The organism is Bradyrhizobium lablabi, assembly GCF_018131005.1.
Taxonomy (GTDB): Bacteria; Pseudomonadota; Alphaproteobacteria; order Rhizobiales; family Xanthobacteraceae; genus Bradyrhizobium; species Bradyrhizobium lablabi_D.
Genome location: NZ_JAFCJK010000002.1, coordinates 803,163 through 823,151 on the forward strand (window position 1 = coordinate 803,163; position 19,989 = coordinate 823,151).

The 19,989-nt window shown below is 60.4% G+C and carries 19 protein-coding genes; 7 read left to right on the forward strand and 12 right to left on the reverse strand.

Annotation, left to right across the window (positions count from 1 at the left end; genetic code table 11):
• From JQ553_RS08755 to JQ553_RS08780, 6 genes are all read right to left on the reverse strand, one after another.
• Positions 1-1,074 (reverse strand): branched-chain amino acid ABC transporter permease, encoded by a 1,074-nt coding sequence (locus JQ553_RS08755; protein WP_212499483.1) that lies wholly within the window; start codon positions 1,072-1,074, stop codon positions 1-3.
• A 12-nt stretch (positions 1,075-1,086) separates the two neighbouring features.
• The gene (locus tag JQ553_RS08760; RefSeq protein WP_212499484.1) at positions 1,087-1,953 is read right to left on the reverse strand and encodes an ABC transporter permease subunit; all 867 of its coding nucleotides are present in this window, start codon (positions 1,951-1,953) and stop codon (positions 1,087-1,089) included.
• A gap of 113 nt (positions 1,954-2,066) precedes the next feature.
• Positions 2,067-3,308 (reverse strand): urea ABC transporter substrate-binding protein, encoded by a 1,242-nt coding sequence (locus JQ553_RS08765; RefSeq protein WP_409363040.1) that lies wholly within the window; start codon positions 3,306-3,308, stop codon positions 2,067-2,069.
• Between the two features lie 32 nt (positions 3,309-3,340).
• Positions 3,341-4,339 carry an acetamidase/formamidase family protein gene (locus JQ553_RS08770; RefSeq protein WP_212499485.1) on the reverse strand — a complete coding sequence of 333 codons (999 nt, stop codon included), beginning with the start codon at positions 4,337-4,339 and terminating at the stop codon, positions 3,341-3,343.
• Between the two features lie 17 nt (positions 4,340-4,356).
• Positions 4,357-5,757 (reverse strand): amidase, encoded by a 1,401-nt coding sequence (locus JQ553_RS08775; RefSeq protein ID WP_212499486.1) that lies wholly within the window; start codon positions 5,755-5,757, stop codon positions 4,357-4,359.
• A gap of 197 nt (positions 5,758-5,954) precedes the next feature.
• Positions 5,955-6,188, reverse strand: a complete 234-nt coding sequence (locus JQ553_RS08780; protein WP_212499487.1) for a hypothetical protein — start codon at positions 6,186-6,188, stop codon at positions 5,955-5,957.
• Here JQ553_RS08780 and JQ553_RS08785 point away from each other — a divergent pair.
• A complete protein-coding gene (locus JQ553_RS08785) occupies positions 6,172-7,335 on the forward strand; it encodes a transporter substrate-binding domain-containing protein (protein ID WP_212499488.1) in 1,164 nt (387 codons plus the stop codon). The genes JQ553_RS08780 and JQ553_RS08785 overlap by 17 nt on opposite strands.
• On the forward strand, positions 7,332-7,919 hold the full coding sequence (locus JQ553_RS08790) for an ANTAR domain-containing response regulator (protein WP_212499489.1): 588 nt from the start codon (positions 7,332-7,334) through the stop codon (positions 7,917-7,919). Before JQ553_RS08785 ends, JQ553_RS08790 begins: the two co-directional genes overlap by 4 nt.
• A gap of 748 nt (positions 7,920-8,667) precedes the next feature.
• Here the strand turns inward: JQ553_RS08790 and JQ553_RS35065 are convergent.
• From JQ553_RS35065 to JQ553_RS08805, 3 genes are all read right to left on the reverse strand, one after another.
• On the reverse strand, positions 8,668-9,207 hold the full coding sequence (locus JQ553_RS35065) for a DUF3892 domain-containing protein (protein ID WP_312015105.1): 540 nt from the start codon (positions 9,205-9,207) through the stop codon (positions 8,668-8,670).
• 1,498 nt (positions 9,208-10,705) lie between these two features.
• Positions 10,706-11,569 (reverse strand): alpha/beta fold hydrolase, encoded by an 864-nt coding sequence (locus JQ553_RS08800; protein WP_212499490.1) that lies wholly within the window; start codon positions 11,567-11,569, stop codon positions 10,706-10,708.
• 9 nt (positions 11,570-11,578) lie between these two features.
• Positions 11,579-14,086, reverse strand: a complete 2,508-nt coding sequence (locus tag JQ553_RS08805) for an alpha/beta hydrolase (protein ID WP_212499491.1) — start codon at positions 14,084-14,086, stop codon at positions 11,579-11,581.
• 128 nt (positions 14,087-14,214) lie between these two features.
• On the opposite strand from JQ553_RS08805, the gene JQ553_RS08810 reads away from it, so the two are divergent.
• The 5 genes from JQ553_RS08810 (at position 14,215) to JQ553_RS08830 (ending at position 17,611) form a co-directional block, all read left to right on the forward strand.
• Positions 14,215-15,141, forward strand: coding sequence for an alpha/beta fold hydrolase (locus JQ553_RS08810; RefSeq protein ID WP_212499492.1), 927 nt, complete (start codon positions 14,215-14,217; stop codon positions 15,139-15,141).
• Positions 15,138-15,737, forward strand: a complete 600-nt coding sequence (locus JQ553_RS08815; RefSeq protein WP_212499493.1) for a hypothetical protein — start codon at positions 15,138-15,140, stop codon at positions 15,735-15,737. Before JQ553_RS08810 ends, JQ553_RS08815 begins: the two co-directional genes overlap by 4 nt.
• Positions 15,738-15,837: 100 nt before the next feature.
• Positions 15,838-16,485, forward strand: a complete 648-nt coding sequence (locus JQ553_RS08820; RefSeq protein ID WP_212499709.1) for a CoA transferase subunit A — start codon at positions 15,838-15,840, stop codon at positions 16,483-16,485.
• A 4-nt stretch (positions 16,486-16,489) separates the two neighbouring features.
• Entirely contained in the window at positions 16,490-17,140 is a 651-nt protein-coding gene (locus tag JQ553_RS08825; protein ID WP_212499494.1) for a 3-oxoacid CoA-transferase subunit B, read from the forward strand.
• Positions 17,141-17,152: 12 nt separating this feature from the next.
• On the forward strand, positions 17,153-17,611 hold the full coding sequence (locus JQ553_RS08830; protein WP_212499495.1) for a MaoC family dehydratase: 459 nt from the start codon (positions 17,153-17,155) through the stop codon (positions 17,609-17,611).
• Positions 17,612-17,660: 49 nt separating this feature from the next.
• Here JQ553_RS08830 and JQ553_RS08835 read toward each other — a convergent pair whose 3' ends face one another.
• Genes JQ553_RS08835 through JQ553_RS08845 form a run of 3 tightly spaced genes read right to left on the reverse strand, consistent with a single transcriptional unit; the run spans position 17,661 to position 19,986 of the window.
• Entirely contained in the window at positions 17,661-17,930 is a 270-nt protein-coding gene (locus JQ553_RS08835) for a DUF3551 domain-containing protein (protein WP_212499496.1), read from the reverse strand.
• Between the two features lie 56 nt (positions 17,931-17,986).
• The gene (fabI, locus tag JQ553_RS08840; protein ID WP_212499497.1) at positions 17,987-18,775 is read right to left on the reverse strand and encodes an enoyl-ACP reductase FabI; all 789 of its coding nucleotides are present in this window, start codon (positions 18,773-18,775) and stop codon (positions 17,987-17,989) included.
• Positions 18,772-19,986: an acetate/propionate family kinase gene (locus tag JQ553_RS08845; protein WP_212499498.1), complete on the reverse strand. Its 1,215-nt coding sequence runs from the start codon at positions 19,984-19,986 to the stop codon at positions 18,772-18,774. The genes fabI and JQ553_RS08845 overlap by 4 nt, the downstream gene beginning before the upstream one ends.
• Positions 19,987-19,989: the final 3 nt, after the last annotated feature.

Consider the following 19,989-nt stretch of genomic DNA (forward strand, 5'->3'; position numbering starts at 1 on the left):
TCAGGTCCCGTCCGATTGCAGACGGCCCGCGTCGGGCAGGGCCGCGGTCGCATCACGACGCCGACCGGCCGTCCAACGGTCGGCAACAAGCTTGCCTACACCGAGAACGAAGCCTTGCGGGGCGAGCATGACCGTGACGAGCAGCAGTGTGCCCATCAACACAAGCGCCACCTGTTGGCTGTAGACCGTAATGGTCTGAAATCCGAACAGCAGCAGAAATGCGCCAACCAGCGTCGCAGTCAGATCGCTCCGTCCCGAGAATGCTACCCACACGATCGGCATGGCGGCCGCCGGCAAGCCGATGCTCGACGGAGTTATGAACTGGCCCCATGACGTATAGAGAGCACCGCTCAGGCCGGCGAGCCCGCTGCCGATGACAAATGTCAGCAGCTGGTATTTGCGGACATCATAACCGAGCATCTCAGCTCGCTGCGGATTCTCGCGCGTGGCCACAATCACGTTGCCGATGCGGGAGTTCACCAGCACGCGCAGCGCGATGTAGACGATCACGATAAGGGCGACCATGACGTAGTAGAGCGCCGATCCCTCAATGTAGAAATCGCCGATCGCGAGCGGATCCATTCCCTTCATGCCGTTGAAGCCATTGAGCCGCGCAGGCCCGATGTGCCATTCCGGGCCGGCCGTCTGGCCGAGAAAGAATGCCAGCACCAGCGTCGCCGACAGCGTCACGATACCGAAGAAGATACCGTTGATGCCACCCCAGATCATGAAATAGCCAAGGATACCCGCCGCGACCATCGCGATAATGATCGACAGGACAAGGGCCGCGATCGTAGTCGACCCGCCGCCCATGTTGATAGCGAGGACGCCATAGGCATAGCCCGCGATGCCAAAGAAAAATGTCTGGCCAAACGATAGCATGCCGCCATAACCCCACATCAGGCAGAGGCCGAGAGCCATGAAGATCCAGATCAGGAAATAGGAGAAATTGCCGACATCATAGGAATCCGCAAAGATCGGATAAACTAGCGCGGCCGCCAGCACGATCAGGAAACAGGACCAGAAGGTCCGCCCGCGTCCCAAGGTCTGCGGTCCATCAAGCAGCTTGAACATCAGGTCTCCCGCTCAGCGCCCACGACGGACCAGCACACTGGAAAGGCCCTCGGGCAGGACACGAATGATGAGGATGACGGCGAACAGCATGCCGATCTGGCCGATGATCTGCCCGTAGCTGGCGTTCAGGGCCATGCGGATCATCGCCAGGAACACCGCGGCCGGCGCAGTCCCAAGCAGTACATTTGCTCCGCCGACTACCACGGTGACAAAGCTTTCCACCACAAACGTCGCCCCCATCGTCGGGATCAGCGTCATTGTCGGTGCGTAGAGCGCACCGCAAAGCCCCGCAAGACCAGCGCCGATGCCGAAACTGATCGCATAGATCCGTCCCGTGCGCGCCCCCAATGCTTTGGCCATCGCGGCATTCTGCATCGTCGCGCGAGCCATCACGCCGAAGCGCGTCTTCATGAACGTTACGTAGAGGCCGATAAGGACCGCGACCGCGCAGGCGAACAGTACAAGGCGATACGTCGAAAATGTATAGTCGCCGATCGCAAAGCTGCCCTCTGGCGTTCCGATACCCGTGATTGACGATCCCACGATCAGCAACATGGATTGCGTAACGATCAGGCTGAGACCCCAGGTCGCCAGCAGAGAATCGAGCGGCCTTTTGTAGAAACGGCGGACGATGAGAAATTCGACCACCACGCCCGCGAGCGCGGCAGTGAGCGCAGCAAGCCCCTGGGCAATGGCAAGAGGTACGCCGAGTTTTACCAGTCCAACAGTGACATAGGCACCGCACATGATGAACTCGCCATGCGCCATATTGATGACGCCCATCATACCGAACACGATGGCGAGCCCGGCAGCGGAGAGGATCAGGAATGCGAATACGTCGGCGAACTGATAGAACACCGAAAACAGTTCAGCCGACATTCTTGCTCTCCTGGCGTTCTCCAGGGCGCCGCAACGTTGCGGCGCCCGCGCGCTGCAAAGTCATGACGCGATGAGACACGATCGGAAAAGCAAGACTCGTGCCCGCAGGCGCCTCATGACTTGTTGGGAAGGTGACTGGGCGTGTACTGATCCTTGTCATTCTTCTTGGTGAGGTCACAGCCGATCTCGCCAAGCCAGTATGGGGGGATCGTTCCATAGTCCTTCACGACCGTTACCTCATGCTGGGGGCCGACCGAGATCAGGCGCATGCGGTGAGACGTGTGCTGGCTCTTCGGATCGACGCAGACCTTACCCTCTGGTGCATCGATGCAAGCGTCGCCCGTTGCGATCACCTTGCGCATGTCCTCGAGCTTGATCGATTTGGCTTTCTCGACCAGCGTCTTGTACATGTAGAGCGCGTTATAGGCGTTGTAGCCCATGTCGTTGATATAGAGCTCGTCGGGAAACTTCGCATGCCAGCGCTTCTTGAAGTCATTGGCTTCAGGCGTATCGATCTCCTCGAACCAGTTCGCGGTCGCGTGCATGTTGTTGAGCGCCGGCGGCTTGAAGCGCTTGTGCTCGAAGCCGAGCATAACCTTGATCGACGACCCCATCGGCAGGTTGAGTTTTGCCGCGGCCGCCTGCTCGAAGAACGAGTCCTGAGCGGCGCCGACATTGATTGTGAGGAGCCAGTCCGGCTTTGCCTTCTGGATGTTCTGGATAGTCTGTGCGAACTGAGAGACGCCGAGGGGAATGAATTCCTCGCCGACCACTTCGCCGCCGAGGTCCTTCATGAGCTTCCGGTTCCACTCCGCCGATATCTGACCGAAATTGTAGTCGGCGGCGATGACGTAGACCTTCTTGCCAAACTTCTCGACCATCCAGGGGATCAGCGTCGAGAATTGCTGCTCGGGAACCGCTCCCATGCTGATCATGCTGGCGTCGCAGACGCCACCTTCATACTGGTTGGTGTAGAAATACGGTGTGGTCGTCCGGTCGATGATCGGCCGAATGGCCTCGCGGGAGGCAGAGGTGATACCTCCGATCAGCACGTCGACTTTGTCGCGGCTGAGCAGACGCCGCGCGAACTCCTGGTAGCGCGCGTTGTCGCCTTGCGGATCGAGATGGATGAGTTCGACCTGTCGTCCGAGAATGCCGCCGTTCTTGTTGATTTCTTCGACCGCCAATTGCGAGCCGTGGAGTTTTGGCATGCCCATGAAAGCAAGATCGCCCGAGACGTCCTCGAGCAGACCGATCTTCAGCGGAGGCTCGGCCGCCTTCGCGGCGCAGATCGCCGAGACCGTCCCCAGCATCACACCAAGAAATGCAGTTCTGATCAGATGTCCCGATGCCATTGAAATGACCCCTTGTTGAATGTCGCTGGTAATCATGCCTTGAGGTAAGATTTGAGAATCGACGCGCCCATCGTGTATTTCGGGTCGACCATATTGCCGAGCCGCATTCGCCCGGCCTGGCTGAGCAGCATGTACGCGTCGATCTCGTCGAAGCCGTAATCGGCAGCCATCCATCGCGTTAGCTCGCGATAGGCGATGCGGGCCGCGTCCTCGAGCGGGCGCGCGCTGCCGATCGTCATGATGAAGTCCTTTGTCTCGAGCCGCGGCCAGGCGAAGCTCCAGTTCTTGATCAGATCGACCTGCAGCGTCACCGTTGCGCGTTGCTCGAGCGCGACGCCTGAGAGTTCGCCGTCACCCTGCGTGGCATGGCAGTCGCCGACGTAGAGCATTCCACCCTCGGTGTGCACGGGCAGGTAAAGGACGGCACCGGGCGCCACGTCGGGCAAGTCCATGTTGCCACCGTGATAGTCCGGTTGGAGCGAGGAGATCGCTTCGATCTCGGGAGAGACGCCGATCGTGCCGATGAAGGGTTCGTAAGGCAGTGTGATCTTGTCGTTCCAGCGGACGCCGTTCCTGTCGACATGCAGCTTTTTCACCCGCTCGGGGAGCGGCGGATTGAGCATGGCTGTGGAGCCGGTGCCGACCAGCCCGCCAAACTCGGGAATAATGCAGGTAGTGCCCGCCGGCTGTGCGCCGCGCGTCTCGACATCGCGGATATAGACGGCAAGGCAATCGCCTTTCTTGGCGCCCTTGACCGCTATGGGCCCGCATTGCGGGTTGAGATACGGAAAGGTCAGCTTCGCCGTCGGACTGTCGCTCTCGCTCGTGAGCACCCCGCCGAAGGCGTCTTCGGTCTCGACGACGACGACCCCTCCGGGATCGATCGACAAAGTGGGCTTCGCGTAGGGCCCGTAAACGTAATGGAAGCCGCCCTGCTGCTCGATCGTCAGACTGTACGTTACGCTGGCCACCCCCTTGGCTACGCCGCGCTTCGACATAATGGAACTTTGCAACCAGTCTTCCGCTTTCATGCGAACGGCTCCTCGGGTCAGATGACAGGATGACGTTTGTGCCAATCGGTCACGCGCTGAAACGCGTCGCCCGCTCGAACCAGACTGGCCTCATCGAAGTGCCGGCCAGCGAACTGGAAGGCGACGGGACCGCCGTTGGATGCAAAGCCGCCGGGAAGCGTGATTGTCGGGCTTCCGGTCATGTCGAAAGGACATGTGAAGCGCAGCAGTGCGGCGATCAGGGAAGCGTCTTCGCCGAGCGCCGCCATCTTGGCGAGCGTGGGCGCCGCGAAGGGCTGGGCCGGGATTGCGATGAGATCGACAGCTTCGAACAGAAGCCGCACCGCACCGCGAAAAGCCTCCCGCCGCAGCACAATCTTCTGGTAGTTCGTGCCGGACTGCTGCAAGCCAAGATCGAGCAGTCCGGCGAGCGTTGGACCGTATTCGCCCTTGCGCGAGGGATAGGTCTCTTCGTGCGCAACCGCCGCCTCGATGCCGCAAAGCGGGAACCAGTCATCGACAACGGCCTTGGTATCCGGAAACGTGATCTCGCGGATCGTCGCGCCAAGATCCGCCGCGGCGCGCAACCCCTCACCCAGCACCTTGGCCGCGGCCTCATCTGTGCCCTCGCCGGTCCAGCGCCGATCGATGCCGATCGTCACGCCGCGCAGATCGCCGGACAACCCTGCCAGATAGGCAGGCACGGCCAACGGCACGGAGGTCGTGTCCTTTGCGTCCTGCCCGGCGATCACGCCGAGTATTGCACCGCAATCGACCGCGCTGCGCGCCATCGGACCTATGTGATCGAGCGTAGCCGCCAGCTCGAACGCCCCGTAACGGCTAACGCGCCCCCAAGTTGGTTTCAGCCCGGTGATGCCGTTGGCAGCGGACGGAAATCGGATCGATCCGCCTGTATCCGTTCCAAGCGACCCGAAACAGAGCCCCGCGGCGGTTGCCGAACCGGAACCGCTCGACGACGCTCCCGGCCACAACTCGGGGTTCCAGGGATTTTTCGGCGGCTCGATCTTGGGATGATGATCGGCGTAGGCGCCTTCGGTCTGCTGCAGCTTGCCGAGAATGATCGCGCCAGCGCCCTTCAACCGGGTCACTACCGTGGCATCCTCGTTCGGGTGGAAGTCGCGGTGGATGGTCATGCCGTGCGCAGCCGGCGCACCCTTGACCCAACAGAGGTCCTTGATCGCAACGGGCACGCCGTGCAGCGGCCCTTTCACATTGCCGGACCCTATCTCTTTTTCCGCTACGGCCGCCTCGGCCAACGCAGAGTCTGCCATGACATGGGCGTAGCTCTTAAGCTTGCCATCGAGCCGCTCGATCCGGTCGAGCATCGCCTTGGTCACTTCGACCGGTGATAGCTTCCTTGCATGAAGCTGCTGCCCGACCTCGACCAGCCCTTGATAGTGAAGATCAGTCGTCGCCATTGCCGTTCGTCCCCACACTTGTTTCGCGACGCAATTGCGGCTCATCACCGCGCAAGCGCCCACATTCTGTCGACACGGACGCATCGCCACTTTGGGCGACAAAAGAAAAAAGCCATCCGTCCCTCCCGCTTGAGGCGACGAATGGCTTCAATGCCGCGGCTATGACCCATAGATAGGGCTGAAGTCGAACAGAGCACTCAAAGCCAAGATCTGGACGTCATCGGCCAGATCAAGGCAAGCAAGGTTCGAGGCAAGCCCTTAACCCCGAAATTGTAAGTTCGTGTCCGCCGCGCTGTCAACGAGGGGAGGTGCACAAATTTGGCGAGTTCGCTGCTCAGCAGATCAGCAAGACCTCTTGCGTCGATATCGGTCATGATGATCTGCTCAAGATGTCGCGCTTCCCGAAAGAGAGAGATGACAAAGCCGTCCATTCCAGTTGGCATCCTATGCTCGCAGTCCGGTCCCTATCAGGCCATGGGCCGCGAGATCCTCAAGAGCGCCTTGATGGCGGTCGACGAGATCAACGCTAGTCCAGATTTCGATTTCGCGCTTACCGCTCATGTCCGCGACCCCCGCGGCATCATCGCGGAGTACCACACGGCTTGTGACGACCTTATCCGCAACACGGAGGTCAACCACCTTATCGGCTGCTACACATCCGCATCACGGAAGCAGGTGTTGCCGATCGTCGAGCGCACCGATCGACTGCTATGGTATCCGGCGCGTTACGAAGGATTCGAATGCTCCGACAACGTTATCTATGTCGGCGCTTCCCCCAATCACAACGTCCTGCCACTCGTGCGGTTTGTGCTCGATAACATCTCGCGCCACATCTTTTGCGTCGGGAGCAACTATGTCTGGACCTGGGAAACCAATCGCGTCACGCGCGAACTGGTAACAGCGGCACAGGGAAGTATCCTGGCCGAACGCTTGCTGGAGCTCGGCGAAAGCGCGGTCGAACACATCGTCAGCGAAATCGTGCGGCGCAAGCCGCCGGTGGTGTTCAACACGCTCGTTGGCAGCTCGAGCTACGACTTCATTCGCGCCTTCCATTCCGCTACCACGGCTGCCGGCCTCGACATTCCGATGTTGAGCTGCAGTCTCTGCGAACCTGAGCTCAAGATCGTCGGACCGGCATCGGCCGGCTGCATCACGTCGTCAGCCTGGTTTGAGAGCATTCGACTGCCGGAAAATCGTGCGTTCGTCGCTCGCTGGAAGGCACGTCACGGCGAAGGCAGCAGTCCCTCCGTTGATGGCCAATCGGCCTATGTTGCGGTCTATCTGCTCGCGCGCGCGATCCAACGGGCCGGCACGGCCGATATAGATGAAGTACGTCGGGCCGCTGTCGGTTATCGCTACAATTCGCCGCAGGGGCCCGTCTGGATCGATGGCGAGACCAATCATTGCGTTCTTACACCACGTCTGGCGGTCTCGAACGCACAGGAACAATTCGACATCTTCTGGGAAGCCGCCGCCCCCGTAAAGCCCGACCCCTACCTGTCGCAACTCGACGTCGCTGTCTTGCCTTCACGGAATGAAGCGTTGCCAAATGCGCCCCATCTGCGGATCGTTAAATGAGCAAGCCTTCATCATTCTCTCTCCGCGGCCGCAAGGCCCTCGTCGCCATCAAGGACGAACGTGATTTATCGATCGTCAGACGTCAGCTCGAGCGCCTTGGAATTGACGTCCGCAGTTGGGAACCTGGTCATGGTATTGAGCCTCACGCTGACATTGTCCTGATCGACGACGAGTTTCTGCCCCTGAACTCGACGATAGAGCACATTTTTCACGGAGGCGTTCCCGTGGTCGCACTGCTCGGCACGGAAACGCCAAGCCGACTTAAGCTCCTGCTTGAACTTGACCCAGCATCGTTTCTCGTCAAACCGCTGCGTTCAGCGGGCATCTACGCAGCCCTCGTCATGGCGTTCGAGCGAAACGGGCGCACCAACGAACTGAAGGAGCAGATCTCCAAACTCGAGCAACGTCTGCGGTCACGTCGCATCGTACTTGCTGCTGTTCTTCAAGTGATGCACTTGCATTCCGTCGCCGAACCCGAAGCCTTTGCACTGATCCGGCGGGCCGCAATGGAGCGGCGCAAAACAATCGAGGAAATCTCGGCAGAGATCACAGCAAGGGGAAGCTCGCCGCGGGCAGCTGGATAGCTCGCTCCTCGCCCACGCGCTCGGAGAGATCGCCAAACGTGGCCGCTTCATTCGCTCGAGAATTCTGATGGCGCTTTGCCGAAAGCCACCGCGTTCAGCCGGCCCGCCTCCGTATCAGAGCGACACCGATCCAGGTGGAAAAAGCCGCCTGATCTGACAAAGTTGTTCATGTGATCCAGTTCCCGCATGCAAACACGCTGCCATGGAGCGATATCTCCCGCATTGAACTAAGTGAATCTCGATTCCCAAGCCCCCTGCTTCATCGATGGTCATCAGGATCGCAAAGCGTCGATGGCATGGGCAATGAGAATGCCGACACTTAATACAATCAAAAATGAAATTGCAGCATCAAACATGCCCCTACCGAACCGTCTGGCGCCTGATCAGTCAAAACGATTTTCGCTCACGGGGATCGTTTCCTTCATCGCCGATGCGGTAAGGCCACAGTTGAATTAGCGCGCGGCGTAAAGCATCGCACGACGATCGGTCTCGCGGGCGAAACGCGGGATTCGAGGGGCGAGATCGATAGACGACATGATCGCTTGGCCAGCCACTGCCGCGTTTGGTGGATTGCTTTGGAAGTCGAAAATGCGCTCGGCATAATTCACATGAGGTCCTTCGACCGCGACTGGAGCGACCCTGACGTCGGCATCGGCAAGTGCGACCCGCCTGGGGCGGCACCGTGGGGGCGGGTTTGAGTACGTTTTCGCGCCGAACTGGTCGTTCGGTACTGAGTGCGACCATTTCTTCATGGGCGCGGCGCTCGCCTCGTGTGTACTGCCGGAGGTGCCGCAGGATCTGTGAACTCAGGAAGATTTAGGAGATTATTCGGAGCGAATCCGTCCGCAGTAGTCTTGAGATATTTGCGCCCGTTGTCGGTCGCCACCACTACGTTAAGGCTCCTTCCATTCACGCTGATGAAGAACCTGTAAGTCCCGCTTTCGATGGCTGCGATTGCAGCATCCTCTTCTAGCCACCAGCGTGCGCCGTTATGAACGCCGCCAACGCCTTGGATGCGCTCATGGGGATCGTAGTGGCCAGCACGTTCGGCAATGCACTTTATCTCTACGCGAGTGGCCATCCTGGCGCTCGTCATCTTCGGACCACCGCTTGGCACTGTTGACCGGGAAACCTGTAATCCTCTGGACTGCATCAATGATTGCAGATTCTGTGATTGCCGTTTGTTCCAATTTGTTTCTGAGAGTGTCCCTTCGCCAGCGACAGCACCTGTGCTTGGCGCTAAAAATTGATCCCGTGTGATCACGGTCGCCATCATTTGGGCACCCATGTGGAGGAGGCTAAGGTCGGTAAGGATGCCGAGGCGGCCACTGCAGGGGGGCCTGCAATTGACGGATCAACCCTACGATACCTTGCAAGATGCAGATTTACGCAACCTCGCGCGGGTGATTTCCGCGTGCACGTTGGGGCTCTGGGCGTTTGCGGCGGGCCTGCTGTTGGGAACCTTTTTGTTTTCCTGAAATAACACGCCAGCGGTCGCTACATTAACTTGAGGGCGGAACCCGACAGAAGAATAAGCGAATTCCGTCGATTGGCCCCGCTAACCTGTCGCGACTTCGGTCAAACCCGCCTGTTTGGTAAACATGGCTGACGTTTTGAGCGGTTGGGCGACAGATGGCATCCGCGAAAGTAAGTGGCAGCTAATTCGAACGTTCCCGATGAGCGCGCTGTATGCGGCGATTAACTGCAGCGACTAGGCCTGGTTGTTCGAGTACTTCGACCAGTCGATCGAGGATCAGCCGTTCATTGGAGCGCGGCCGAGGTTCAAGGTACTCTTCCAGTATTTCTTGGGCAGCACTGACTGCCCGGAGAGCGATTTCCTCATCCGACATATTTCGAACTCCAAGGAATCACTTCGCCTAATCGTTCTACGGTCGGATGGTTCCCATTCAGTTAAAATTGGGATGGTCGTCATGGACTTCGCCACAATCCCGCGAACTTGCTGCGCCGCGGATTATCAGGAACCTTGAGTGTCATTAACCAGCGTCCGCAACTTCCAATGAGACTATTCGCGCCTTTGCCCGGCCGAATAGAGGGCCAGGAACGTCACAACGCCTAACAGTGCAGCCCAGACCAGAAAGTGTTCAGCGATCATGCCAGCCCTCCGTTGGCAGCTTGGGAAAGCATGAAACGGGCCAGGCATCAGACCCGAGGCATTAGCGGTGCGAAGGAAGCCCGCCATTCGCGACGGGCTTGGAGTCTCAGGGAGAAGCGTCGTGAAGACGCTCGTACAGCCTATGATGAGTCGCGTCCCGATGGTGTTGCGTGACTAGCACTGTGGACAACAAAGCCAACGAATACGACACCAGGGCTTTGGTCGGTGAGATCCTTCGCTTGTAGAATCGTAGCGGATTCGCAGGAGTTAATTTCATGACGTTCCCGATTTGTCGTGCTGGCGATGTCGCCAGATTACGGGCGTGCAAACTCGAAGCGACGCAGGCCGACTGTCCCACCGGCGCTGTACATGAACGGTAGCCGTGATGTCGTTCGGCTTTTGGGAATACCGAACGAGCCACGGAACGTTTCGGATCATGCCACGGGCGGGAAGAACGTATCATCCGTTCTATGAGGACGAAGACCTTGGGTCGTACCATACCGTGACCGCGGCGCTGGACGACCTTGTTGGCGGCTACACTTTCTTTCCCTCGAACGGCCTCGATCCATCAACGTGCGGCTTGCCCGATGAGCTTTCCTTGTGGACTTTCGTGAGAACGCGTTGAGCGGGCGCCGATGTCAGATCGAGCGGGCGCCGATGTCAGATCGACCAGCTATTGTGCGAGCCCTCCGAACCAGGCTCCGAAATAGCCAGCATAGAGCAGCGGCAATTCGAGATTCATCGAATGCCCGACACCTGGCACAACCACGAGCCGGCAGTCGGGCATCACGGCCGCCATCGTCCTGAGATCGTCCGGCGGAATCCAACCATCGTATTCGCCCCACAGCACCAGGTGTTGATGGCGAAGCTCCGGCATACGCCTCTGAAGCTCCCCAGTTTCGCGCTCGCGGGTGAGATTGACCGGCGTCCCGATCCAGATGCCTTCGGAAACGCCAAACGTCTGCTCCAGTATCCGCTCGAACAGCCTCTGAATTTCACCGATCCCTTCGCGGAAGCGCGGGATCGTGTTGGGTGCGAGACTATCGGGCGTGAACAGTGAGGACGCCGCGGTCGCCATCACGCCCCTCGTCACCTCCCTGCTCGCCATCATGGCGCGGAACAACCCGATCTGATCGGCATTGAACGCCATGCCGAGCGGGGTGACGGGATCGAGTGCGAACACCCTCCCAAACCGTTCCGGCTGCATCAGGAGCATCCGCGCGGCGATGATCCCTCCGGTCGAGTGCGTCGCCAGGTGGCAGAACTTGATGTCGAGAGCATCGAGCGCCGCCAGCATATCCTGTGCATGCTGCTGCATCGAGTAGTTGGAATAATCGGGCGCAGGGATCGGCCGGTCGCTGTCGCCGCAGCCCCGCCAATCGATCCCGATCACCCGCAAGCCGCGAGGGAAATGCGGAGCTGCCAGCTCGATCCAGTCCTTGCTGGCGAGATTGCCGTGGATGAAAACGACCGTGACGCCGCCTCCTCCCCATTCCCGCCAGCCGAGCTGGACCTCACCCGCCTGCACCCAGGGCATGACAGCGACCTATTTGTTCAGACCGGCCGTGGGCGCGGCACCCGGGGGTGTCGGAGCCACCGGCAGGGCCGACACGACCGAGCCCTTGATCATGCGATCGGTGCCCTGCGGCGATGATGTGTCGACCACGCCCTTGGTGACGAAGTCCACCACATCAGCGGAATATTCCACCGGGTTGTCCGTATGGATGAAATGTCCGGTCTCCGGATAGATCTTCAGCATCGGCCGGTTGCCGGCATTGGTCATGCGCGTCATGAACGGTGTGATTACGTCGCGCCCAAGATCGGTCAGCCCGTTGAACGCGGGCGTCGGAATGAACGGCTCCTTGTCGCCGAACGCCAGGAAGATCGGCGCCTTGATCCCTGTGACCCGCTCGTAAAGGTTCTTCGGATCATCCTGCTGGAGCTCCGCTCCGATCGTGTAGATGTCGAAGATGAAGATGTTGCACCACTGTTCGAGCTCCTTGGGGTTGCCCCTGGTGAGCCCCACGCGCTGCTCGGTGTGGAAGCGGGCATATTCGCTGTCATTGTAGAAATAGCCGCTCTTCGCTGCCGACACAGTGCCGGTGTCGGGGTCACGCTTCTTGAAGTAGAAGAAGTCGCGGATGCCCTGCTCATCGCGGGCCTTCTCCGCCGCCAGGATGCCTGTCTGGTCCCAGATCTGCCTCCATTTGTCGAAGTCCCGACCGAGTCCCGGTTGGAACAGAGGTGCCTTCTTGTCCTTCGCGATCGTGATGTCGCGCGGATATTCTTCCAGACCGGACGGCGCCTCCAGGGCAAGCCCCTGCACCGCCTCCGGCCAGGTCAGGGCGTAGCCCACGACAAACTGGCCGCCGAGGGAGTGGCCGAGATAGTAGGCCTTCTTGACGCCGAGCTGGTTGACGACGACGTCGTAGATGACCTCGCGCATGTCCTGCATGGTGCGCGCCGGGCTCTTGTCGAGATTGCCGGGCCCGGACATGCCGTAATTCGGCAGGTCGGGCACGATCACGCGCAACCCGCTCCGCAGCGCATACTGCATGATGTTGCCGTAGTGGCCGCCGAACGCGCCCTTGCCATGGATGATGACGAGGACCTTGGGATCCTTTTCGGTGCCGGCATACTCGTCCATGTAGCCGATCTGCCAGGTGTTTCCGATCTTGTCCTTGGCGTTGGCGTATTTGACCGGATAAGGATAGGTCACGAAGTCCTTCCAGAAGGACTTGCTCGGATCGATCTTGTCGGCCACGCCCGGCACACGGTAGTTCTTGTCGACGAATTTCTGCGCGCGGTCGAGGGCCGCGACGTCGTCCATGAAGGCGACGAATTTCGGATCGTTCTTGCGCTGGTTGATGATCGGGAACACGCCGTAATGCGCGACCGGGCTCTCCTGCGCGATCAGGTCTGCGCCCGGCACGCGATCGACGGCCTTCTGCGCCAGCTTGAAGTTCAGCCAGAGGTCGTTGGTGATGTGCATCACCAGCGTGCGCGCCTGGATTCGGCCGAGATAGGGATTAATGTTGTGGGTCTCGCCGACCCGGTTGCGCCAGACAAGATCGACGGCGTCATAGAGCTTGGCGCGGTTGATGACGTTCAAGCCGGCCTTCTCGTTCGGCGGGTCCCAGTAGAAGATTTCGGGCTGCACCGCGACCCAGTTCTGGGTCGTGCGATAGCCGAAATCGTAGCCGGTCATTCCCAGGATCGACCATCCGAACGCCACGCCCGGCATCGGATGTTTTTCCTTGGGCAGCTTGTAATAGTCCCCCTTGGTCGCCTGCCAGACCGGATCGCCCTCGATCGCGGCCGTCATCATCTGGAAGGTCCAGTTGCCGACCGGGTCCTCGCCGTCCGACTGCGTGGTGCCGCCGATGGGCATGATTGCCCCGATATATTCCGGATGCATCACGCCCCAGACATAGGTCTGCGTGCCGCCCATTGAGACGCCGGTGACCAGCGCGACGCGCGCGACCTTCAGCTCGTCGCGCAGCAGGCGGTAGTTGGCCTGTACCATGTCGTAGTAGCTGTACTGCGGAAACTTGATTCCGAGTCCGTCGGACGGCTTGCTGGCACCCCAGGTGCCGAGCGGATCCACCATGATGACGTAGTAGCGGTCGGTGTCGATCGGCCGGCCCGATCCAATGATCGGGACGCCGCCCGACAGGGCTGCCCCCTTGACCCATTGTTCGTACATGTCCGTCGAATCGCCAGAGTAGTAGGAGTTGATCACCACGGCATTGGTGATCTCACCTGCGGAATTGCGTCGCGGATTGCCGATCGCAATGTATCCCGTGCGCAATTTGCCGGCGCCGAGCGATTCCAGCGTGATGCCGCCCTCGCCGCCGTTCTCCCACTTGGCGGGATCGGAGAGATCGTATTTGCCGCCGATGCGGAAGTTCGCGACCTCATAGGTCTTCTTCAACCCGTCATGCTGCATCTGCGAAGAGCGGCGCGTGAACGGCTGCGCGACGGCGAGGCTGGCACCAACCAGCAGGACGATCAGGCTCAGGACGCATTGCTTGACGGCGCTCTTGCCAGTCATGGCGGATTCCTCCCGGTGACGTTTTGGAAAGGGTAGTCGGCTCCGAGGCAGGGCCTTTGATCTAGCTCAAGGGATTTCGCTCGCAGAAGTCGACCATTGTGTCAGCCGAACCACGCCGGATTGCCGCAATGCCCTTTCTCGCCCACGGCTCATATCGGATACGCTATGAGCTGGACGGGCCGGCGAATGCACCGGCCTACGTGCTCGTCAACGGCCTGACGCAATACGCCGAATTATGGGGCGCCTACCGGGATGCGTTGCTTGCAAGGCACTTTCGCGTTGCCACGTTCGACTTGCTGGGCCAAGGGGCGTCGGACAAGCCCGGGCTTTTCATCAGTCAGGAAGACCAGGTCGCAGCACTGCATTTGCTGATTGGTGAATTGGACGATGGCCCGGTCTTTCTCAGCGGCATCAGCTTCGGCGGCCTGATCGCGTTACGCTATGCGATCGCGCACAGCCAAAGGCTGTCCGGACTGGTGCCGATGAGCTGCTTCGCTGAGCTCACGCCGCAACTGCTGTTGCTTGGCAATGCCTTGCGTACCGGTTTGATCCTTGGCGGGACGGGATATTTGCAGGACCTGTTGCTGCCGATGAACCTGTCCGATGCCTGGCTGAAGCCGCTGCTGAATAACCTCGACGCCGTGAAGCGGCAGGGCTGGCTGGTCAACGATGTTTATGCGCTGCAAAACCTTATGGAGTCCTTCCTCGACTTCGAACCCATCACGCCGCGGCTACCGTCGATCAGCGTCCCGACGATGATCCTCAACGGCGAATTCGACTTCCTGACGCCACGCTCATTGCATGAAACGCTCCGAACTCACATTCCGAACAGCTCGCTCGTGATCATCCCGGAGGCTTACCACGCCTTTACGCTGGAAAAGCCAGCTCTGACCGCCGATCTTCTGGCTCGCTTTGCCGAAGATGTCATGGCGGGCCGTTGGCATGGCGATGGGGGCGTCTGGATCGCCCCGCAGGAAGCCGGTGGCCCACTCACGCCGTTCCCAGCCGGCTATGATCATTTGCGCGCGATACCAACGCCCGGAAAAACCTCATGAGCGAATTCCTAGGTCCGCTCGGAGCCGGCGGAAATGTACCATCCCGACAGCAGACCCGCGTCGCGGCCTTTCTGGTTTCGGCCCACGGTGCCCTCGCCCGGCAACTTGCATTCGCCCAGCCCGGCTACCTCAAGGCTGGCTGGCAAGCCGAACTCAATGCGCAGCTGTATCGTGAGTCCGAGATAGTCTCGCTGCTGCTCCGAGCAACGTCGTGGGTGCCGGACCCCGCGTTGGCCTATCTTTTTGCCCGTTGGGAGATGACCTGGCTGCCACAATCGATTGACGGGATTCCCGAGCGGACCTTGTCGCGAATTGTCGATCTTTCAACGCTTGCTCATGCGCTCCACGCCGCTATCCGCCCGGCCGCCCTGCTTCCGGTCGAGGCCAACGCCGAAGATCCTTTCGTGTCGGCCCTGCGACGGATCGAATTCGAAAGCGGACGGATGCTGCAGGCGCAGATCCTTTTCCTGAAGGGCCAGGATCTCAAGCCGTTCCGCCGGTCCGTCAGTGCAGCGCTGGAAGAGCGTCACGCCCAGGTCCGCAGGCTCTGGAGTGAAATGCTCGAAGAAATCGGGGTCAGCGTCCGCGAAGGATGAGCCTTTCCTTGATGCAGATCAAAGGGAGCGGCCGCGTCAACCGGCAGGATTTGGTGTGCCGCTGCCCGGACTGCGAACGCCGCTGAGTGGAGCTCCGACCATGAAAGCCGTTTCTCTCGAAGAAGCTGTGGCAATGATTCCGGCCGGCGCCAGCGTCATGGTCGGCGGCTTCATGGGGGTTGGCACACCCGAACGTCTGCTCGACGAGGTCGTCCGCCAGCAAAAGAGCGGCCTGACATTGATCTGCAACGATGCGGCAGTTCCCGGCAAAGGCGTCGGCAAACTGTTCGACGCAGCATTGGTTTCACGCCTGACGGCGACGCATATCGGCCTCAATCCGAAGGCGCAGCAACAGATGCTGACGAACCAGATCAACGTCGATCTCGTTCCTCAGGGAACCTTCGTCGAGCGCATTCGCGCAGGCGGGTGCGGCTTGGGCGGCATTCTGACGCCGACGGGCGTCGGCACGTTGGTCGCGGAGGGAAAGCGCGAGATTGAGGTCAATGGACAACCATTTTTGCTTGAGACGGCACTGCGTGCACAGTTCGCGTTGGTCCACGCGTTTCTGGCCGACTACATCGGCAACCTCGCTTACGCCCTGACTTCCCGCAACTTCAACCCTGTCATGGCGATGGCCGCCGATACCGTCATCGTCACGGCGGAGCATATCGTGCCCGTCGGCGTCATCGCGCCCGACCATGTCGTGACGCCAGCCCCCCTCGTCGACTATCTCATTACCAACGGGTGATATCATGGATCCGCAGACCATCATCGCCCGACGTGTCGCCAGGGAGCTCAAGAGTGGTGATCTCGTGAATCTCGGCATCGGCATTCCGACGCTGGTCGCAAACTACGTTCCGCCCGATCTGAAGGTGTTCTTTCAATCGGAGAACGGATTGATCGGCACCGGGCCGATCCCGGAGCAAGGCATGGCGCATCCCACGCTAACGGACGCCGGCGGCCGTCCGATCAGCGCGCTGCCAGGAGCATGCACTTTCGACAGCGCAATGTCGTTCGGTTTGATCCGGGGCGGCCACGTCGATGTTACTGTGCTCGGCGGTCTCCAGGTCGATGCGCATGGTCATCTCGCCAACTGGATGATCCCTGGCAAGATGGTGCCGGGTATGGGAGGCGCGATGGATCTTGTCACCGGCGCCAAGCGGGTGATCGTCGCCATGCAGCACGCGGCAAAGGGAAAATCAAAGATCGTCGCGAAATGCACGCTGCCCCTCACCTCGGCGCGGCCGGTAAGTCTGGTCGTGACCGACATGGCGGTGATCGGCTTCCCCGACGGCAAGGCGACCCTCCTTGAGACCGCGCCCGGGATCAGCGTCGGAGAGGTCATGGCGGTCACGGACGCCGAGCTCGCTGTGCCCGACACCGTGCCGGAAATGAAGCTCTGACGAGGTCGCGCTATGCGGATGTTCAGTGATTTCAGCGAGATCAAATCCGCCATCGGCACCGAGATCGGCGCAAGCGAGTGGATCGAGATAACGCAGGAGCGCATCAACCAGTTCGCCGAAGCGACCTGCGACGAGCAGTGGATCCATGTCGACCAGGAGCGCGCCAGCAAGGAGCTGCCCGGCGGCACCACCATCGCTCACGGACTGTTATCGCTCGCGCTCGCCCCGCTCTTCATTCGCTCGGTGATAGGGCTGAAGGGCGTGCGCAACACCCTGAATTACGGCGCCGACCGGATACGGTATCTGGCGCCGGTCCCGGCCGGTTCGAAGCTGCGCGGCCGCGTCACTGTCGCCGAAGCCGAGGACGTTCCGCCGGATGGCCTGCGCGTGAACTACCATCTCGTAATCGAGATTGAAGGCGGCAAGAAGCCTGCGTGCGTCGCAGAGCTGATCGCCCTGCACTACCATTGAGTACGGCGCACGACATGCGCCTCGCCGCGATCCAACAGACCGGCGTGCATCAATAGATTTGCTGATGTCGCCGGTAGGTCCCATCACGGCGCGCTTGAGCTCGAGCGAAATACGGATTTAGCTCGCACATTGCCGGCCTGCCCGATGCTGTCGCCCGACATTGCGGCAGCGACGTAAAACTACAATCGTATCGCTCGCCGCCGCCGAATGCAGCGTCATACACTTTCATGCAAACGGGATAGCGAGGGTCGTAGGTCTGAGCCTGCATCGGAACTGTCATGATTGCGAGCAGCAGCACGCTCGATGTCAGAACGCGCATCTGTCTCCTCCGTGCACGTGGCGACCTCGCTACGCAACAGAGCCACGCAGTCGCACTCAGTCGACGATATTGTAGCCGCCGTCGATATAGAGAACGCTGCCTGTGATGAGCTTGGCGCCGTCGAGCGCCAGGAACGCGGTGGCGTTGCCGACATCATCGATGCTGACGAGGCTGCGAGCGGGAGCCGTCGACTGCGCCTTGTCCATCAACTCGTCGAATTCCGGGATGCCTGATGCGGCGCGCGTGGCGAGCGGTCCCGGTGAGATCGCATGGACGCGAATGCCCTTCGGGCCAAGCTCCGCAGCGATGTAGCGGACGGCGGCTTCGAGCGCTGCCTTCGCAACGCCCATCACGTTGTAATTCTCCACCACTCTTTGGCTGCCGTAATAGGTCATCGTGAACATCGTGCCGCCATTCTTCATTAGCGGCTCAGCAAGATGCGCCATCCGCATGAACGACCAGCACGAGACGTCCATGGTCTTCAGGAAGCCGTCGCGGCCGACATCCACCACCCGCCCGTGCAGCGCCTCCTTTGGCGAGAAGGCGATCGAATGGAGCAGAAAATCGAGCTGCCCCCATTCCCTTGCGATCCGCTCGAACACCTGTTCGGTCTGTCCGTCGACCATGACATCCAGCGGCATGAAGATCGGCGCTTCCAGCGCCTGCGCAAGCGGTTCGACGTGCTTCTTGGCGCGGTCGTTCAGGTAAGTCACAGCGAGGTCAGCCCCGAGCGCGCGAAACGCCCTCGCGCAGCCCCAGGCGATCGACTGGTCATTGGCGATGCCAACGATGAGGCCCTTCTTGCCCTTCAGGGCAACTTTGGAATCCGGGAAGACGGGGATCATGATACCCTCTCACGCTTGGGGCCGGACAGTTCGGAATTCATGAGCAGCGACAAGGTATGCTGTGCAATCATCAATTCCTCGTCGGTCGGCACGACATAGACGGGAATGCGGCTGTCGGGACGCGAGATCAGCCGCGCATGGCGGGCATTCTCGGCCGCATCGAGCTCTACTCCGAGCCACGAGAGCTTCTCTCCGATCCGCCCACGGATATTCGCTGAATTCTCGCCAATGCCGGCGGTGAAGACAAACGCATCGATGCCCTGAAGCGCGGCGGCGAGCATGCCGGCGTTAAGGCCGATCCGATGAACGAAATATTCGATCGCCAGGATCGCGTGCGGGTCATCACTTGCTTCCAGCTCCCGCATGTCATTGCTGACGCCTGATAGGCCCTTCAGCCCGCAGTCACGGTAAAGAAAGTTCTGAACGTCGGACGCAGACATCCCCTTTTCGGAAATGAGGTACAACACAACACCTGGATCGATCTGCCCGGGTCGAGTGCCCATGGGAAGCCCGTCGAGCGCCGTAAATCCCATCGTGCTTTCGACGCTGCATCCCTCTTTCAATGCGCACATCGACGCGCCGCTGCCGAGATGCGCGACGATGACCCGGCCTTCGGCAATCTCTGGAGCCACCTGCCGCAGGGTCTTCGCAACGTACTCATACGAGAGCCCATGGAAGCCGTAGCGTCGTACACCCTCGGCATATAGGTGGAAGGGAACCGCGTAGTGATCCGCCAGCGCGCCGTGGGTACGATGGAACGCGGTATCGAAGCAGGCGACTTGCGGCAGATCGGGGCGGTTTGCAAGCAGCGTCCGGATCGGAGCCAGATTGTGAGGTTGATGAAGAGGTGCCAGTTGCACGAATTTTTCGAGGCGCGCCACCACGCCGTGGTCGATCCTTACCGGACGCTCGTACTCGGGACCGCCATGAACCACGCGATGTCCAACCGCGATCGGACTGATGCGAAGCTCGTCGCGAAGCCAGCCGCCCGCAACCTCAAGCGCGGCCGGCACGTCCGCAACGCGCTCGATTGGATAGGCCCGATCCGCCAGTGGCTCGCCATCCGCCCCGCTGGCTCGTAGCCGCGGGCGACTGCCAATCCCGTCCATCTGACCCTTGATCTGCCGCGTGAGCCTGCCGTCGCCATCGACCGCAAAGATCTGGAACTTCACGCTGGAGGACCCGGCATTGACGACAAGGATAGTATCCATGGC

Excerpts from the sequence above, each read along its gene's own strand:
- JQ553_RS08755 (WP_212499483.1), bottom strand. The coding sequence starts at position 1,074 with ATGTTCAAGCTGCTTGATGGACCGCAGACCTTGGGACGCGGGCGGACC.
- JQ553_RS08760 (WP_212499484.1), bottom strand. The coding sequence starts at position 1,953 with ATGTCGGCTGAACTGTTTTCGGTGTTCTATCAGTTCGCCGACGTATTC.
- JQ553_RS08765 (WP_409363040.1), bottom strand. The coding sequence starts at position 3,308 with ATGGCATCGGGACATCTGATCAGAACTGCATTTCTTGGTGTGATGCTG.
- JQ553_RS08770 (WP_212499485.1), bottom strand. The coding sequence starts at position 4,339 with ATGAAAGCGGAAGACTGGTTGCAAAGTTCCATTATGTCGAAGCGCGGC.
- JQ553_RS08775 (WP_212499486.1), bottom strand. The coding sequence starts at position 5,757 with ATGGCGACGACTGATCTTCACTATCAAGGGCTGGTCGAGGTCGGGCAG.
- JQ553_RS08785 (WP_212499488.1), top strand. The coding sequence starts at position 6,172 with ATGACAAAGCCGTCCATTCCAGTTGGCATCCTATGCTCGCAGTCCGGT.
- JQ553_RS08780 (WP_212499487.1), bottom strand. The coding sequence starts at position 6,188 with ATGGACGGCTTTGTCATCTCTCTCTTTCGGGAAGCGCGACATCTTGAG.
- JQ553_RS08790 (WP_212499489.1), top strand. The coding sequence starts at position 7,332 with ATGAGCAAGCCTTCATCATTCTCTCTCCGCGGCCGCAAGGCCCTCGTC.
- JQ553_RS35065 (WP_312015105.1), bottom strand. The coding sequence starts at position 9,207 with ATGGGTGCCCAAATGATGGCGACCGTGATCACACGGGATCAATTTTTA.
- JQ553_RS08800 (WP_212499490.1), bottom strand. The coding sequence starts at position 11,569 with ATGCCCTGGGTGCAGGCGGGTGAGGTCCAGCTCGGCTGGCGGGAATGG.
- JQ553_RS08805 (WP_212499491.1), bottom strand. The coding sequence starts at position 14,086 with ATGACTGGCAAGAGCGCCGTCAAGCAATGCGTCCTGAGCCTGATCGTC.
- JQ553_RS08810 (WP_212499492.1), top strand. The coding sequence starts at position 14,215 with ATGCCCTTTCTCGCCCACGGCTCATATCGGATACGCTATGAGCTGGAC.
- JQ553_RS08815 (WP_212499493.1), top strand. The coding sequence starts at position 15,138 with ATGAGCGAATTCCTAGGTCCGCTCGGAGCCGGCGGAAATGTACCATCC.
- JQ553_RS08820 (WP_212499709.1), top strand. The coding sequence starts at position 15,838 with ATGAAAGCCGTTTCTCTCGAAGAAGCTGTGGCAATGATTCCGGCCGGC.
- JQ553_RS08825 (WP_212499494.1), top strand. The coding sequence starts at position 16,490 with ATGGATCCGCAGACCATCATCGCCCGACGTGTCGCCAGGGAGCTCAAG.
- JQ553_RS08830 (WP_212499495.1), top strand. The coding sequence starts at position 17,153 with ATGCGGATGTTCAGTGATTTCAGCGAGATCAAATCCGCCATCGGCACC.
- JQ553_RS08835 (WP_212499496.1), bottom strand. The coding sequence starts at position 17,930 with ATGCGCGTTCTGACATCGAGCGTGCTGCTGCTCGCAATCATGACAGTT.
- fabI (WP_212499497.1), bottom strand. The coding sequence starts at position 18,775 with ATGATCCCCGTCTTCCCGGATTCCAAAGTTGCCCTGAAGGGCAAGAAG.
- JQ553_RS08845 (WP_212499498.1), bottom strand. The coding sequence starts at position 19,986 with ATGGATACTATCCTTGTCGTCAATGCCGGGTCCTCCAGCGTGAAGTTC.